At 61.8% G+C, this 13,799-nt stretch carries 13 protein-coding genes; 7 read left to right on the forward strand and 6 right to left on the reverse strand.

Annotated features, from left to right (window positions below; genetic code table 11):
- The 4 genes from CQ012_RS14440 to CQ012_RS14455 form a co-directional block, all read right to left on the reverse strand.
- Complete coding sequence (locus CQ012_RS14440) at nt 1–2,019, reverse strand: chorismate-binding protein (protein WP_105662529.1); 2,019 nt, start codon at nt 2,017–2,019, stop codon at nt 1–3.
- The gene (locus CQ012_RS14445) at nt 2,006–2,515 is read right to left on the reverse strand and encodes a low molecular weight protein-tyrosine-phosphatase (protein WP_105657007.1); all 510 of its coding nucleotides are present in this window, start codon (nt 2,513–2,515) and stop codon (nt 2,006–2,008) included. Before CQ012_RS14445 ends, CQ012_RS14440 begins: the two co-directional genes overlap by 14 nt.
- A gap of 139 nt (nt 2,516–2,654) precedes the next feature.
- Entirely contained in the window at nt 2,655–3,278 is a 624-nt protein-coding gene (locus tag CQ012_RS14450; protein ID WP_105657006.1) for a LysE family transporter, read from the reverse strand.
- Nucleotides 3,275–3,787: a MarR family winged helix-turn-helix transcriptional regulator gene (locus CQ012_RS14455; RefSeq protein ID WP_105657005.1), complete on the reverse strand. Its 513-nt coding sequence runs from the start codon at nt 3,785–3,787 to the stop codon at nt 3,275–3,277. The genes CQ012_RS14450 and CQ012_RS14455 overlap by 4 nt, the downstream gene beginning before the upstream one ends.
- A 129-nt stretch (nt 3,788–3,916) precedes the next feature.
- Between CQ012_RS14455 and CQ012_RS14460 the strand changes: the two genes are divergently transcribed.
- The 3 genes from CQ012_RS14460 to CQ012_RS14470 all read left to right on the forward strand — a co-directional run bounded on the left by CQ012_RS14460 (nt 3,917) and on the right by CQ012_RS14470 (nt 8,570).
- Complete coding sequence (locus tag CQ012_RS14460; protein WP_105657089.1) at nt 3,917–6,058, forward strand: MMPL family transporter; 2,142 nt, start codon at nt 3,917–3,919, stop codon at nt 6,056–6,058.
- Nucleotides 6,059–6,363: 305 nt separating this feature from the next.
- On the forward strand, nt 6,364–7,905 hold the full coding sequence (locus CQ012_RS14465; protein ID WP_105657004.1) for a DEAD/DEAH box helicase: 1,542 nt from the start codon (nt 6,364–6,366) through the stop codon (nt 7,903–7,905).
- A gap of 191 nt (nt 7,906–8,096) precedes the next feature.
- The gene (locus CQ012_RS14470; RefSeq protein WP_105657003.1) at nt 8,097–8,570 is read left to right on the forward strand and encodes a small multi-drug export protein; all 474 of its coding nucleotides are present in this window, start codon (nt 8,097–8,099) and stop codon (nt 8,568–8,570) included.
- Between the two features lie 82 nt (nt 8,571–8,652).
- Here the strand turns inward: CQ012_RS14470 and CQ012_RS14475 are convergent, their stop codons facing one another.
- Nucleotides 8,653–8,871 carry a PLD nuclease N-terminal domain-containing protein gene (locus CQ012_RS14475; protein WP_105657002.1) on the reverse strand — a complete coding sequence of 73 codons (219 nt, stop codon included), beginning with the start codon at nt 8,869–8,871 and terminating at the stop codon, nt 8,653–8,655.
- 249 nt (nt 8,872–9,120) lie between these two features.
- Between CQ012_RS14475 and dnaK the strand changes: the two genes are divergently transcribed.
- The 4 genes from dnaK to CQ012_RS14495 all read left to right on the forward strand — a co-directional run bounded on the left by dnaK (nt 9,121) and on the right by CQ012_RS14495 (nt 13,171).
- Nucleotides 9,121–10,974 carry a molecular chaperone DnaK gene (dnaK, locus tag CQ012_RS14480; protein ID WP_105657001.1) on the forward strand — a complete coding sequence of 618 codons (1,854 nt, stop codon included), beginning with the start codon at nt 9,121–9,123 and terminating at the stop codon, nt 10,972–10,974.
- Between the two features lie 13 nt (nt 10,975–10,987).
- Nucleotides 10,988–11,569, forward strand: coding sequence for a nucleotide exchange factor GrpE (locus CQ012_RS14485; RefSeq protein WP_105657000.1), 582 nt, complete (start codon nt 10,988–10,990; stop codon nt 11,567–11,569).
- A gap of 85 nt (nt 11,570–11,654) precedes the next feature.
- Complete coding sequence (locus CQ012_RS14490) at nt 11,655–12,629, forward strand: DnaJ C-terminal domain-containing protein (RefSeq protein ID WP_105656999.1); 975 nt, start codon at nt 11,655–11,657, stop codon at nt 12,627–12,629.
- A gap of 113 nt (nt 12,630–12,742) precedes the next feature.
- Complete coding sequence (locus tag CQ012_RS14495) at nt 12,743–13,171, forward strand: heat shock protein transcriptional repressor HspR (RefSeq protein ID WP_105656998.1); 429 nt, start codon at nt 12,743–12,745, stop codon at nt 13,169–13,171.
- Here the strand turns inward: CQ012_RS14495 and CQ012_RS14500 are convergent.
- Complete coding sequence (locus tag CQ012_RS14500; RefSeq protein ID WP_105657088.1) at nt 13,168–13,794, reverse strand: GNAT family N-acetyltransferase; 627 nt, start codon at nt 13,792–13,794, stop codon at nt 13,168–13,170. The two genes, CQ012_RS14495 and CQ012_RS14500, sit on opposite strands and share 4 nt — an antisense overlap.
- Nucleotides 13,795–13,799 lie beyond the last annotated feature (5 nt).

The raw sequence follows: 13,799 nt of genomic DNA on the forward strand, positions 1-13,799 counted from the left end.
TCAGTTGGCTTGAGTGTCTTGCGGGAAGCTGGCGCCCAGCGCTTGAAGCACGCCACGGGATTTGGTGATGACCTCGTCCCACTCTTCAGCGGGCACCGAATCAGCGGTGATTGCCCCGCCAAGGCCCAGGCTCAACCGCCATGACTGGTCAGCTAGCCGGTCGCACACCAGGGTTCGGATCACCACGGAGAAATCGGCGGCACCATCAGCACCCAGATACCCCACGGCCCCGGAGTACAGGCCGCGGGCACGGTGCTCTTCGAGCTCATCCAAGATGCTCATCGTGGACAGCTTCGGTGCACCGGTCATGGAGCCCGGCGGGAAAGCTTCGCGCAGGGCTTCGGCGGCCAGCTGCGGGGAGGATAGCGTGGCGTCGATGGTGGAGACCATCTGGTGCACTGTCGCGTAGGTTTCCACCGCGCACAGCCGGGCAACCTTCACCGACCCGGGAACCGCATGGTGCGACAGGTCGTTGCGCAACAGGTCAACGATCATGATGTTCTCGGCCCGGTCCTTGGGATGGGTGGCCAGATCATGCTTCAACGCGAGATCTGATTCTTCATTTTCGCCACGCGGCCGGGTGCCCTTGATCGGCTCGGCCCGCAACTGCCCGTCCTTGGACAGCGCGAGGAACCGTTCCGGTGAAATGCTGGCGATTTGCAGATCAGTGAAACGCAGGTAGTGGGCAAACGGTGCAGGGCTGGAGCGGCGCATCCGGCAGTAGGCCTCGAACGGATCGAACAGTTCGGCATGGGCCGTCAGTTCGGTAGTCAGGCAAACTTCGTAGGTGTTGCCTTCATAGATCTCGCGTTGGGCCTGGCGTATCTTCTGCTTGTAACCGGCTTCGGTATCCGCGCAGCTGAACTGCGGGATAGGCAACGGGTGGTGGGCGCGCAGTTCTGGAGGATTGCCCAACAGGATGCTCAGCGCTGCTGCCGGTTCGCTAATGCTGTGCAGATGCATCTGGCCTTCTTGATGGTCAATGACCACCACGGTATCCGGCGCAAAGAACTGGGCATCGGGGCGCACCCGCCCGGGTTCAACCACTGCCTGCAGATCCGCGGCGCCGAGCTCGCGCTTGAGCTCATAACCGAGGTACCCCACCCATGCCGGCAGCGGGTAGCCGGCTTTAGCGGTGGTTCCGGCAGGCCAGAGGCCTGCCAGCGCGCAGAAGAAATCCTCGCCCAGCCGTACTTGCGCTCCGGGCAAGCTGACGGTGGTGCCGTGGCTGGTGGCGCTCAGTACCGGGGGCTGTTCTGCCGCCGAAAGCGCGATCAACGAATAGCGGTTGCGTCCCAACGGGTCGCTGAGCTTATGGCTTGTTGATTCCAGTAGTGCGGCATGCGGAAGGGACCGGGCCAGTTCCTCGAAGAGTGACGCCGTATCGGCTGGCGCCTCGTAGCTCTGGCGGAAGGCTGGGGCAATGGGGGACTGGTCGGAGCGGAGGCAAAGCTGGCGCATCATGGCCGGCAGGTAGCGGCAGGAACGCGCCCAGATATCGATGGGGTCGTGGTCGCCAGCGGCATCAATGAGCAGGGTTGCTGCGGCGTGCGGCTGATGGGCCAGCAGGTACCGTTCCTCTTGTTCGGCCCACATCTGCCAGTACGGACGGTAGGCCTGTCCATCGCGTGCCAGCGCCCGATCGCGGCGGAAGCTTTCGGGTGCTTCCAGCCAGATCCCGATATCGAGGAACTCTCGGGCGTCGGAATGGATCGCTCCTACGCCTTCGATGATCACTACCTCGGCCGGAGTGAAGTTCTTGGATGCGCCAAGGGCACCCGCGGCCCAGTCCCAGGTGGGGTAGGTGATCGTGTTGCCTGCTGCGAGCTGAGGCAGGATCCGGTGGTAGAGATCGAAGGACAGGTGCAGCCCGTCCCAACCGTGGTAGAGCTCTTCGAGGCGCAAAATAGCTATGGAGGCGGTGGCTTCCAGGTATTTCGCTAGGTCTGTTGCAAAGGTGCTTTTGCCGGATCCGGAACGCCCGTCAATGGCAATCAGCGTTGGTCTAGCGGTTTCCACGAGAGGCGATGTTACTCCGCACGTAATCTACAAGGGCAGGCAGGGAAGCAGAAATGAGTTTCCAGGTCTCGCGGAAGTCTCCGGCATCACCGTACCAGGGGTCATAGATGCCCTGCTGGTCGTGCGGGGAGCTCGCGGTTCCCGGATCAAAGGAACGGAACATCCGCAGTTGCGGACGTTCGCTCGGATCGATTTCGGCCAATTCGGGAACGAGTTCCTCGAAGTGGTCGGTGTCCATCGCCAGTACGAGATCCATCTTGGCGATTTCGTCCGAGTCGATCTGGGCAGCAATGTGCTCGGATGCATCAAGTCCATGGCTGCGCAGAGTACTGGCAGCACGCTCATCGATGCGCTTCCCGACTTCACCGTCGGTGATGGCTCGCGATATGACCTCGACCTGCGAGACCTCGGCATCCTTGAGCGCATTCTTGAGCATGTACTCGGCCATAGGCGAACGGCAAATATTTCCCGTGCACACGATCATTATCCGGAACATGGCATCAGTCTATGGGCACAAGGCGATTCGATCGATAGCTACGCGCCCGTTTCCCGGCAACAAATCGGCAACGATTCGGAAATTGGCCCGGGAATCGGTTCACGGCTAGGAGTTCTACGGCAAGAGCGGGGCGAAAATGCTAGTGCATGAGCAGCAGGAGCGCGGCGACCAGGATGAACAGTACGCCGAAGAGGACGTTCAGCAACTTGGCGCCGCGGTAAGTAGCGGTGAAGCGCTGGAAGGTGCGGGCCGTGCCGGCAAAGAAGAAGAACATCACCGCAATGTCCACCACGATGACCGTGCCGATGAAGATGGCATATTGCGCCAGGAGCGGCTGATCAGTGCGGATGAACTGCGGGGTGAAAGCCAGGAAGAAGACGATGGCCTTCGGATTGAGCAGGTTGACCAGGATGCCCCGGTTGAGCATGGACCAGCGGGTCAGGCGATGCCCGGTGCTAGTTCCGTCGGAGGCGACCTCCGGCTTGGAGAGCAGCATGCGGATACCGAGGTACACCAGATAGGCAGCGCCTGCGTAGCGGATGATGGCGAATAGCAACGGCGAGCTGGCCACGAGCAGCCCGACTCCGGCGGCAACGATCACCACGTGGATCAGCAAGGCGATCTGCTGCCCGAGCACGCCCCAAATGGAAGCGCGCCAGCCTTGGCGCATCGAATTGCTCATCGTATTGATGGCTCCGGCCCCGGGGGTGAAGCTGATGACGATGCAGGCGCTGAGAAGGGATATCCAGAGTGAAAGGGTCACTGCTTAAGGCTAGTGTCCGTCGCGCTCTTGGCTGGTTTCGTTGCTCGCTGTGTTACGACTTCTTCGCGCGCGCTGTCCACGCCGGCGACGGCTTCTGCCATGAAGCGGGCTATGACCTGCAGCTGCTGCTCGTCGTAGTGGCTGATCACTTCCCGCATTTTGGCACCTAGCGGCATGAACATTTCCATGCCCTTGCCGCGGGCTTTGGGTGTCATGGCGATGCGGATGACACGGCGATCCCGGTCCGAGCGCTGGCGCTCGATCATTCCCAGTTTTTCCAGGCGGTCGAGCATGGCGGTGGTAGCCGGAGAACTCAGTTGCAGGTCGCGGCTCAGGTCGCGCGGGGAAGGCAGAAGGCTGCGCTGCTCGTATTTCATGATGATTGACAGCGCATTCATATCCGTGCGGTGCGTTGCGTAAAGTGCTCCGGTGGACTCAACGTAGCGGTCCGAGGCTTGGCCGAATTCCTGCAGGAGCATGACCAAATTGTGCTGTTCTCTTGCGCTCATAGGCGCAATCCTAGTCGGAAAAGCATTTAATAGCCTGGGAAGTATTTCTACGATGGAAGTAAGTCTTGTAGTATGGCATTCGGATCGCCCTTTGATCCACCGCCAGCAATCACGAGTGAGGACGGATCAGTGGCGCATGTAGCGAAAACCGACCAGCCATCGGGCAAGAAGCGATTGGACAAGAAGGGTATCGGCATCAGGGCAGGAATCTACGCCCTGCTGATCATCCTCTGGCTGGGTGTAGCCGGAATCGGCGGCCCGACCTTCGGCAAGCTTTCCGAGGTCCAGACCAACGACCAGACCTCCTTCCTCCCGGCCACCGCCGAAGCAACCGAAGCCCTGGAATGGCAGAACAAATTCCGCTCCACCGAAGCAATCCCAGCGGTGGTCCTGCTCACCAGCGATGGCGAGGTCAGCAAGGAAACTGCTGGAGGGGTCGGCGAGGCGCTGAAGGACTTCACGCATCTGGACGGGCAGATCACCGGGCCCTTCCTCTCCGAGGACGGCAAGGCCGCTGAATTCATCGTTCCGGTCTCCGGCGAGGTGGAGGCCGATACCGGAGTCGAAGAGCTGCGGGCGCTCCTGGCCGCCGAGAAGCCCGAGGGCACCACCGCCTACGTCACCGGGCCGGCAGGCTTCAGCGCCGACCTGGTCGAGGCCTTCGGCGGCATCGACGGCGTGCTGCTGGGCGTGGCCCTGGCAGCTGTGCTGGTGATCCTGCTGCTGGTCTACCGTTCGATCCTGCTTCCCTTCACGGTGCTGCTCACCTCGGTCGTCGCGCTGTGCGCGGCAATTGTCGCGGTGTACTTCATGGCATCCGAAGGCTGGATCCGGCTCGACGGCCAGGCCCAGGGCATCTTGTCCATCCTGGTCATCGGCGCGGCTACCGACTACTCGCTGCTGTTCGTGGCCAGGCACAAGGAAGCGCTCATGGCCGGGCAGGACAAGTGGCAGGCCGTGGCTTCCGCATGGAAAGGCTCGCTGGAACCGATTGTCGCTTCGGGCGGCACCGTGACGGTGGGCCTGCTGTGCCTGCTGTTCTCCGATCTGAACTCCAATAAGGCACTGGGACCCATTGGCGCCTCGGGCATCATCTTCTCGATCGTTGCCGCGTTGACGTTCCTGCCGGCGGTGCTCGGCTTGCTGGGACGGGCCGCTTACTGGCCCTTCCCGCCCAAGCCGGTGGCCGTGGACGCCCAAGGCCAGGAGAAGGAAGGCCTGTGGGGCCGCATTGCGCGGTTCGTTGCCAGCCATCCGCGCCCGATCTGGATCATCACCGCTCTGGTGCTCGCCGTGGGAGCGCTGGGCATGACCCAGCTCAAGGCCCATGGCGTGCCGCAGAGCGAGCTGGTGGTAGGCGGTTCGGAGTCGCGTGACGGGCAGATCGCCCTGGGCGAGCACTTCCCTGGCGGCTCGGGATCCCCGGCCACGGTGATTGTCGATGAAGCCGAAGCGCAGACGGCCCTGGAAAAGGCCCTTGATGTCACCGGCGTGGATTCGGCCTACTTGCAGGCTGAAGACGGCGGACCGGCCATGGCCGCCCGCGGGGCCGAGCCAATGAGCGTCGAAGGCCGCAACCTGATGTCGGTGACGCTGGCCGATGCGGCCGACTCGGATGCCGCCAAGCAGACCGTGGTCGAGCTGCGCGAGCAGCTGCATGCGGTCGACGCCGACGCGCTGGTCGGCGGCACCACTGCGACCCAGCTCGATACCAACGAGACGGCCATCGCGGATCTGTTCAAGATCATTCCGATTACCCTCCTGGCCATCTTGCTGATCTTGATGCTGCTGCTGCGTTCCATTCTGGCTCCGGTGCTGCTGATCCTGACCACCGTGCTGTCCTACGGTACGGCGATGGGTGTCAGTGCGCTGGTCTTCAACAATGTCTTCGGCTACGTGGGTGCCGATCCATCCGTACCGCTGTTCGGCTTTGTCTTCCTGGTGGCGCTGGGCGTTGACTACAACATCTTCTTGATGACCCGTGTGCGCGAGGAATCCTTGAAGCGCGGAACCCGTGAGGGCATGCGGGTGGGCTTGAAGGTCACCGGCGGCGTGATTACCTCCGCCGGCGTGGTGCTTGCCGCTACCTTCGCCGCACTGGGTGTGGTGCCAATCATGTTCCTGGGCCAGTTGGGCTTCATCGTGGCCTTCGGGGTGCTCTTGGATACCTTCGTCGTGCGAAGCCTGCTGGTGCCGGCGCTGGTCGAAGAAATCGGACCAAAGGTCTGGTGGCCCTCGAAATTGGCGAAGAAGGAATTCGAGCTGAACTAGGCCGCGCGGCGGCCTGTCCCGGGAGCCCTAGTGGTGAACGTCTCCCGGGGCGGCAGTGCAAAGCGGGGCCGCTCACAGACGGGCCCCGCTTTCGCACTGTAGTATGGATACTTGTGCGTCACCGGAAAATTCTGTGGCGCATGCGTCGACAGTTTAGATTTCCCTCCTGTGAATCGCCCGGAAAACCTCCGCCGGTCCACTTTTGGCAGCAGGCCTTCCTTGGCCTTGCATGTTGCGGACTTCCTCCTGGCTCGGCGAAACCCAACGCCTGAAGCAGGCGTGCGAATCAGAGAGAAAGTTTGAATATGTCCGTAACTTTTAGCGCCCTCGGCGTGCCCGAATACCTGTCGAAAGTCCTTGTTGCCAGCGGGATCGAAGCCGCTTTCCCGATCCAGGAAGCCACCTTGCCGTCGACCTTGGCCGGCGGCGACGTCCTGGGCCGCGGCCAGACCGGCTCCGGCAAGACTTTGGCCTTCTCGCTGCCCCTGGTAGCTCGGCTGGCAGATCGCCCACAGCGTCGCAAGGCCCGTTTCCCACGCGCGCTGATCATGGCTCCAACCCGTGAACTGGCGACCCAGATTGCCAAGACCGTTGACCCGCTGGCAAAGGCCGCAGGCCTGCGTACCACCGTGATCTACGGTGGCGTGGCCCAGAGCCGCCAGGAAAAGGCCATGAACGAGGGCGTGGACATTGTCATCGCCTGCCCGGGCCGCCTGGATGACCTGATCAAGCAGAAGGTCGTGGACCTGTCCCAGCTGGAAATCTCCGTGCTGGATGAAGCCGACCACATGGCCGACATGGGCTTCCTGCCTGTAGTTCGCCGCATCATGGACCGCATGCCAACCGGCATCCAGCACATGCTGTTCTCCGCTACCTTGGACAACGGTGTGGACAAGGTGGTCAAGCGCTACCTGAGCAACCCGACCATTCACTCGGTGGATGCACCCAAGGCCGCTGTGAACACCATGGAGCACCACGTCTTCGTCATCGGCAACGATGATAAGAAGGACCTGATCCGCGTTCTGGCCCAGGGCACTGCCCGTCGCATCATGTTCATGCGCACCAAGCACCACGCCAAGAAGATGGCGCTCACCCTGTCCAAGGCTGGCGTTCCGGCGGTAGACCTGCACGGTAACCTCTCGCAGAATGCCCGTGACCGCAACCTTGCGGCTTTTGCTTCAGGCGAGGCGAAGGTTCTTGTCGCCACCGACGTAGCCGCTCGTGGCGTGCACGTTGATGGTGTGGAGCTGGTTGTCCACGTTGATCCACCAGCAGAGCACAAGGCCTACACCCACCGCTCCGGCCGTACCGCACGTGCGGGTTCGGATGGAACTGTAGTGACCATCTGCACCCCTGATCAGCAGGGCGACGTTTCGACTTTGCTGAAGCAGGCCGGACTGAAGGTGCCTTTCGAAAAGGTCAACCTGAATTCTCCGGTTGTGGCCAAGGTCGTCGGCGAAGTTGCCGAGCCGGTTGCCTACGTTGCTCCGGTTCAGCAGAAGCGCAATCCTGCCAAGAGCAAGCCTGCCGGTGAAGGTGCCGGCCGCGGTGGCCGCGGCCAGCGCCCGGCGCGTGGCGCCAAGCCAGCTGCCGAAGCCCAGGGCCGTGGCGGCGAACGCCGCCGTACGGAACGTGACGGCGCTAGCCAGGGCGAGCGTCCAGCGCGCAGCGCCCGCGGTGCGAACTCCGACCGTCCAGCCCGCGGCGCACGAGGTGCCAACGCTGAACGCCCGTCGAGCCCTTCGCGCTCACCGCGAACCGGCGGCCGCAATGCCGCTGGCGGTGCAACCGGTGGCCGTTCGCGTGGCCCGCGTCGCGCATCGAGCCCAGCTGGTCGTGGCAACTAGGCGCTGGCACTAATCCTTGCGGAGTACTCCCTCGCATCCATCCCAATGGATGCGGGGGAGTTTTGCGTTAAACCCGGGAAATTGCGCGTCAAAAGTTTAGCTCCGCTGATTGATCACGTTTCGACTAGGCGATACATAGGATTGAAGCAACGAGCTGCCGATTAACCTTCACCGCTTCAGGAGCACCAGCCATGATTGAATCCCTGCAGAATTTCGCCGCGTCCTTCCCGGAGCCACTGCAATTCTTGGCGGTTGCCTTGCTAGCTGCCATTCCGCTGATCGAGTCCTACTTTGGTTCGGCCATTGGCGTGGTCATCGGTGTTCCGGTGGTTGCTGCCATCGCCACCGCCGTGATCGGCAACGTGATTTCCATGCTGTTGTTCGTCAACAGCGCCCACGCCGTGCGGAACAAGGTTCGCAAGGGCAAGGACTCGGAGAAGAAGGAACGCAAGTTCGAGAAGCTGCGCCGAGCTTTCGATAAATACGGCATTGCCGGGGTGAGCCTTCTGGGGCAGACCATCCTGCCTTCGCAGGTGACCTCGGCTGCCTTGGTCTCCTTCGGCGCCAATAAGCAGAAGGTGATCATCTGGCAGATCATCTCGATTATCTTGTGGGGCACCGCGTTTGGCGTTCTGGCTGCCCGGGGAATTAGCCTGATGGGCTAACCCGAACTCGCTGAAAGCGAACAAGCCGTCCTCGAATGACCGAGGACGGCTTGTTTTCCAGTGGCTATGGAATGCCAAGGGATTACTTGCGGCGTCCAAAAGCAAAATAGGCGATGGGGCCAAGGAAATTGATCATGCTGGCCGCTGCCCATGCCGGCTTTGGACCCTTGACTTGTTCTGCAGGGCGCTTGTACAAATCCCGCAGTGCCGCAACCATCAAGGTCAGCTCGGCAATTGCCGCAGAGGCGACCGCGATCTTTCCGCCCGGTGGCAGATCCTGGAACTTGCGCTTCGTTTCCATGAGGTGGCTCCTAGCTGCCGCTTTTCCCGCCCGCTGGAAGCGTTGAAAGCGGATGAATGAAAAATTATTTCAGGACGGGAATTATTCTCTCACCACGGCAGTTGAAATGAGCAGAACGCAAAGTTGAGTCGCCTTCGCTCAAGTTGATTTGACAGTCGAAAGCGGCTGAGTAAACTTGAGTGCAGAACGCTCAATGAGGATAAATGTCCTCAGCGTTAGTACTTTCAACCAAGGCAAAGGAGAGCCATTATGTCGCGTGCCGTAGGTATCGACCTAGGAACCACCAACTCCGTAGTTTCCGTGCTCGAAGGTGGTGAGCCAACCGTTATCGCAAACGCGGAAGGCAACCGCACTACCCCGTCGATCGTTGCTTTCTCGAAGAGCGGCGAAGTCCTGGTTGGCGATATCGCCAAGCGCCAGGCCGTCAACAACATCGACCGCACCATCGCATCGGTCAAGCGTCACATGGGTACCGACTGGACCATTGACGTTGACGAGAAGAAGTACACTGCTCAGGAAATCTCGGCTCGTACCCTGATGAAGCTGAAGAACGACGCTGAGTCGTACCTGGGCGAGAAGGTCACCGACGCGGTGATCACCGTTCCTGCATACTTCAACGACGCAGAGCGCCAGGCCACCAAGGAAGCTGGCGAGATCGCCGGCCTGAACGTCCTGCGCATCGTCAACGAGCCAACCGCAGCTGCGCTGGCTTACGGCCTGGAAAAGGGCCAGGAAGACGAGCTCATCCTGGTCTTCGACCTCGGTGGCGGCACCTTCGACGTTTCCCTGCTGGAAGTCGGCAAGGACGACGACGGCTTCTCGACCATCCAGGTCCGCTCCACCGCAGGCGATAACCGCCTGGGCGGCGACGACTGGGATCAGCGCATCGTGGATTGGCTGCTGGCCCAGGCCAAGGCCAAGGGCGCGGACCTGTCCAAGGACAAGATCGCGCTGCAGCGCCTGAAGGAATCTGCTGAGCAGGCCAAGAAGGAACTGTCCTCGGCTACCAGCACCAACATCTCGCTGCAGTACCTCTCGGTGACCCCGGAAGGCCCAGTGCACCTGGACGAGCACCTCTCGCGTGCCAAGTTCCAGGACCTGACCAAGGACCTGCTGGAGCGCACCCGCAAGCCATTCAACGACGTCATCGCCGAGGCAGGCGTCAAGGTTTCGGACATCGCCCACGTGATCCTGGTTGGCGGTTCCACCCGCATGCCAGCCGTTGCCGAACTGGTCAAGGACCTGGCCGGCAAGGAAGCGAACAAGGGCGTGAACCCAGATGAGGTTGTCGCCGTGGGCGCAGCGCTGCAGGCAGGCGTGCTGAAGGGCGAGCGCAAGGACGTTCTGCTCATCGACGTCACCCCACTGTCCCTGGGTATTGAGACCAAGGGCGGCGTGATGACCAAGCTGATCGAGCGCAACACCGCGATCCCGACCAAGCGTTCGGAGACCTTTACCACCGCCGAGGACAACCAGCCTTCGGTATCCATCCAGGTCTTCCAGGGCGAGCGCGAGTTCACCCGCGACAACAAGGCGCTGGGCACATTCGAGCTGACCGGTATCGCACCGGCTCCTCGCGGCATCCCGCAGGTTGAGGTCACCTTCGACATCGACGCCAACGGCATCGTGCACGTATCCGCCAAGGACAAGGGCACCGGCACCGAGCAGTCGATGACCATCACCGGTGGTTCCTCGCTGTCCAAGGAAGACATCGAGCGCATGGTCCAGGAAGCTGAAGCACACGCCGAAGAAGACAAGGCACGCCGCGAGGCCGCTGAGACCCGTAACGCCGCTGAGCAGGCTGCCTACTCCGTAGACAAGCTGATCAAGGACAACGAAGACAAGCTGCCTGAAGAGGTCAAGACCGAGGTCCAGGCTGACGTCGACGCCCTGAAGGCTGCGCTGGAGAAGCAGGACAACGACGACGAGGTCAAGGCCGCGTTCGAGAAGCTGCAGGCATCGCAGACCAAGCTGGGCGAGGCAATCTACGCCAACGCGCAGGCCGAGGGCGCCCAGGCTCCTGAGGGCGAGCAGGCACCGAACGCTGATGAAGACATCGTCGACGCCGAGGTCATCGACGAAGACGAAGCCGACAAGAAGTAAGGAGTTTAGGAATATGTCCGAGGCAAAGGACCAGAACGAGAACTCCGGCCAGGAGCCGGAGAACCAGCCAGAGGCCGCCAACGAGCAGCCAACCGCTGACGCCCTGGGTCAGGCCGAGGCGATCCTGAACGAAGCTGCTGCTGGCGCTGAAGCCGATTCGGCGCAGCCGGAAGAGGCCGGTGCGGTGGAAACCGAACTGCGCAACGACCTGCTGCGCCTGCAGGCCGAATACGTCAACTACCGCAAGCGCGTGGAACGCGACCGGGCCGTAGCGCGTGAAAACGCCGTGCAGTCCGTGCTCAACACCCTGCTTCCGGTGCTTGACGACATCGATGCGGCACGAGCCCACGGCGACCTCGCCGACGGCCCGTTCGCATCGATCGCCAACAAGCTGGATGGAATTCTGGCTCAGCATGGCCTGGAGCGCATCAACGAGGCCGGCGTGGAGTTCGACCCGAACATCCACGAAGCCCTGCTTCGCCAGGCTGTTGACGAGATTCCAGCCGACCACGTGGGACAGGTGCTGCGCACCGGTTACCGCAAGGGAACCATCATCCTGCGTGCAGCTCAGGTGCTGGTAGCAACCGGCGAATAGCCACGAATAGCACAATCGATACTGCCCACTGCCGAGTCTTCGACAGTGGGCAGTGTCGAATTGGCACTGAAAGGATGGGGCCCTGATGGCAAGTCAGGACTGGATCGAAAAAGACTTTTACGCCATTCTGGGCGTCTCCAAGGACGCCAGCGAGGCGGACATCAAGAAGGCGTACCGCAAGCTTGCGCGCAAGTACCACCCGGATACCAACCAGGGTGATGCGGCCGCTGAAAAGAAATTCAAGGACATCTCCGAAGCCAACTCGGTGCTTTCGGACAAGGAAGAGCGCGAGCAGTACGACGCGATCCGCGCCATGGGCGGCGGAGCGCGATTCTCTGCTGGTGGCGGACCGGGCGGCCCCGGCGGGCAAGCCGGCTTCGAGGACATCTTCTCCAACCTCTTCGGAGGCGGCGGAGCGGGCCCACGTGGCCGCGGCGGACAGCCGGACTTCTCCGACCTCTTCGGTGGTGGCGGCGGTTTCGGTGGCGGCGGCTTCGGCCAGAGCGCACCACCGCGCAAGGGTGCTGACCGCACGGCGAGCACCACGATTTCCTTCTCCGGATCAATTAAGGGCACCACCATTGGCCTGCGCGAGCAGAATGGCGAGGTCATTGACGTGCGCATACCGGCGGGCATCAAGGATGGCCAGTCGGTGCGCGTGCGCGGCAAGGGCCAGCCTGGTGCTGCCGGCAACGGCGACCTGCTGGTCAAGGTCAAGGTCAGCGAGCACCCGTTCTTCAAGCGCGAAGAGAACAACATCCGCATCCACGTGCCGGTGACCTTCGCTGAAGCGGTGCTTGGAGCAAAGATCCACGTACCGACCCTGGACGGGGATTCCGTTGCGGTGAAGGTTCCCGCTGGATCCAACTCCGGGCGCACCTTGCGTCTGAAGGGCCGCGGCGTGAAGACCTCCAAGGCCACCGGCGATCTGCTGATCGTACTGGATGTCGCGATTCCGCAGAACCTCTCGGATGCTGCAAAGAAGGCCGTGGAGGACTTCGCATCAGCCACCGAGGGCGAGGATCCACGAGTGGATTTGGCTGCCAAAGCCAAGCTCTGAACCCAATAGGCTGTCTTCCCTGCCCCGTCATCGAATTGGCTGGGCAGGGAAGATAGACTCGAAGGCAATAGGGACCGAATCCAAGGTCCTTGCAGAAAGGTGGTAGAAGCAACGTGAACGGGGAGTACCTGCGACCTGTCTTCGTCATTTCCGTCGCCGCGCAACTTGCAGACATGCATCCGCAGACGCTGCGCCAGTATGACCGCATTGGTTTGGTTTCGCCCAGCCGCCAGAGCGGAAAGCAACGCCGCTACTCGCAGCGCGACGTATCACTGTTGCGCCAGGTGCAGGCCCTGAGCAAGGAAGGCGTCTCGCTCGAGGGCATCAAGCGCATCCTGGACCTGCAAGATCAAGTCGCCTATCTGCAAACCGAAGTCAATGGGCTTCGCCAAGAACTTTCCGCCGTACGCCAGGGCCAATCTCGCATCTTCGCTGCGGGCACCGCTGGAGGCGACATCGTTTCGTTGGCTAGGGGCATGCGCCCTGAACGCCGTGAACCGACCGTGACGCTGTTTACCGCGCGCCGCGCTATCGGACGCTAGATCCGTCCGTGCCGGGCCAAGCGCGCTTCCAATTGGGTGCGCACGGCAGGCCATTCGTGCGGGAGTATTGAGAACATCACCGTATCGCGCAGGGTGCCGCTCTTTGGATCATATTTGTGATTGCGCAGCACGCCATCCTGCTTGGCGCCGAGCCGTGCAATCGCGGCGCGTGAAGCGGCATTGTGCCAGTGCGTGCAGAAAGCCACTGAATAGCAATCCAGTTCCTCGAAAGCCCGGCGCAGCAGCATGAACTTGGCAGCTGGATTGATCCCGGTGCCTTGGGCTGGCATGGCCAGGAACGTTGAGCCGATTTCCACGCGGTGATTTGCCGCGTCGATATTCAAGTAAGTCGTGGCCCCCACCGCTTTGCCGGTGGACAGGTCGATGATCGCAAAGGGAGCCATCTCGCCAGTTTCCTGCAATGCCAAGCGGCGCTGGATATCCAAGCGCATGGATTCGGCCGATGGAGTGGTGGCAAACCACGCTTCATCCAACTGGCCGTTGGCTGCGAGCTGGATCAGATCCGGGGCGTGGTCCATTGACAATTGTTCTAGCCGCACCCCGGCATAGTCCATTCTCGGAGCTTGGGCGTAGTGCAGACTTTGCGCAGAAGAAGAGGCCATGGAAT

The organism is Arthrobacter sp. MYb214 (assembly GCF_002979865.1).
Lineage (GTDB): Bacteria > Actinomycetota > Actinomycetes > Actinomycetales > Micrococcaceae > Glutamicibacter.

Excerpts from the sequence above, each read along its gene's own strand:
- CQ012_RS14445 (WP_105657007.1), bottom strand. The coding sequence starts at position 2,515 with ATGTTCCGGATAATGATCGTGTGCACGGGAAATATTTGCCGTTCGCCT.
- CQ012_RS14455 (WP_105657005.1), bottom strand. The coding sequence starts at position 3,787 with ATGAGCGCAAGAGAACAGCACAATTTGGTCATGCTCCTGCAGGAATTC.
- CQ012_RS14465 (WP_105657004.1), top strand. The coding sequence starts at position 6,364 with ATGTCCGTAACTTTTAGCGCCCTCGGCGTGCCCGAATACCTGTCGAAA.
- CQ012_RS14470 (WP_105657003.1), top strand. The coding sequence starts at position 8,097 with ATGATTGAATCCCTGCAGAATTTCGCCGCGTCCTTCCCGGAGCCACTG.
- CQ012_RS14475 (WP_105657002.1), bottom strand. The coding sequence starts at position 8,871 with ATGGAAACGAAGCGCAAGTTCCAGGATCTGCCACCGGGCGGAAAGATC.
- dnaK (WP_105657001.1), top strand. The coding sequence starts at position 9,121 with ATGTCGCGTGCCGTAGGTATCGACCTAGGAACCACCAACTCCGTAGTT.
- CQ012_RS14485 (WP_105657000.1), top strand. The coding sequence starts at position 10,988 with ATGTCCGAGGCAAAGGACCAGAACGAGAACTCCGGCCAGGAGCCGGAG.
- CQ012_RS14490 (WP_105656999.1), top strand. The coding sequence starts at position 11,655 with ATGGCAAGTCAGGACTGGATCGAAAAAGACTTTTACGCCATTCTGGGC.
- CQ012_RS14500 (WP_105657088.1), bottom strand. The coding sequence starts at position 13,794 with ATGGCCTCTTCTTCTGCGCAAAGTCTGCACTACGCCCAAGCTCCGAGA.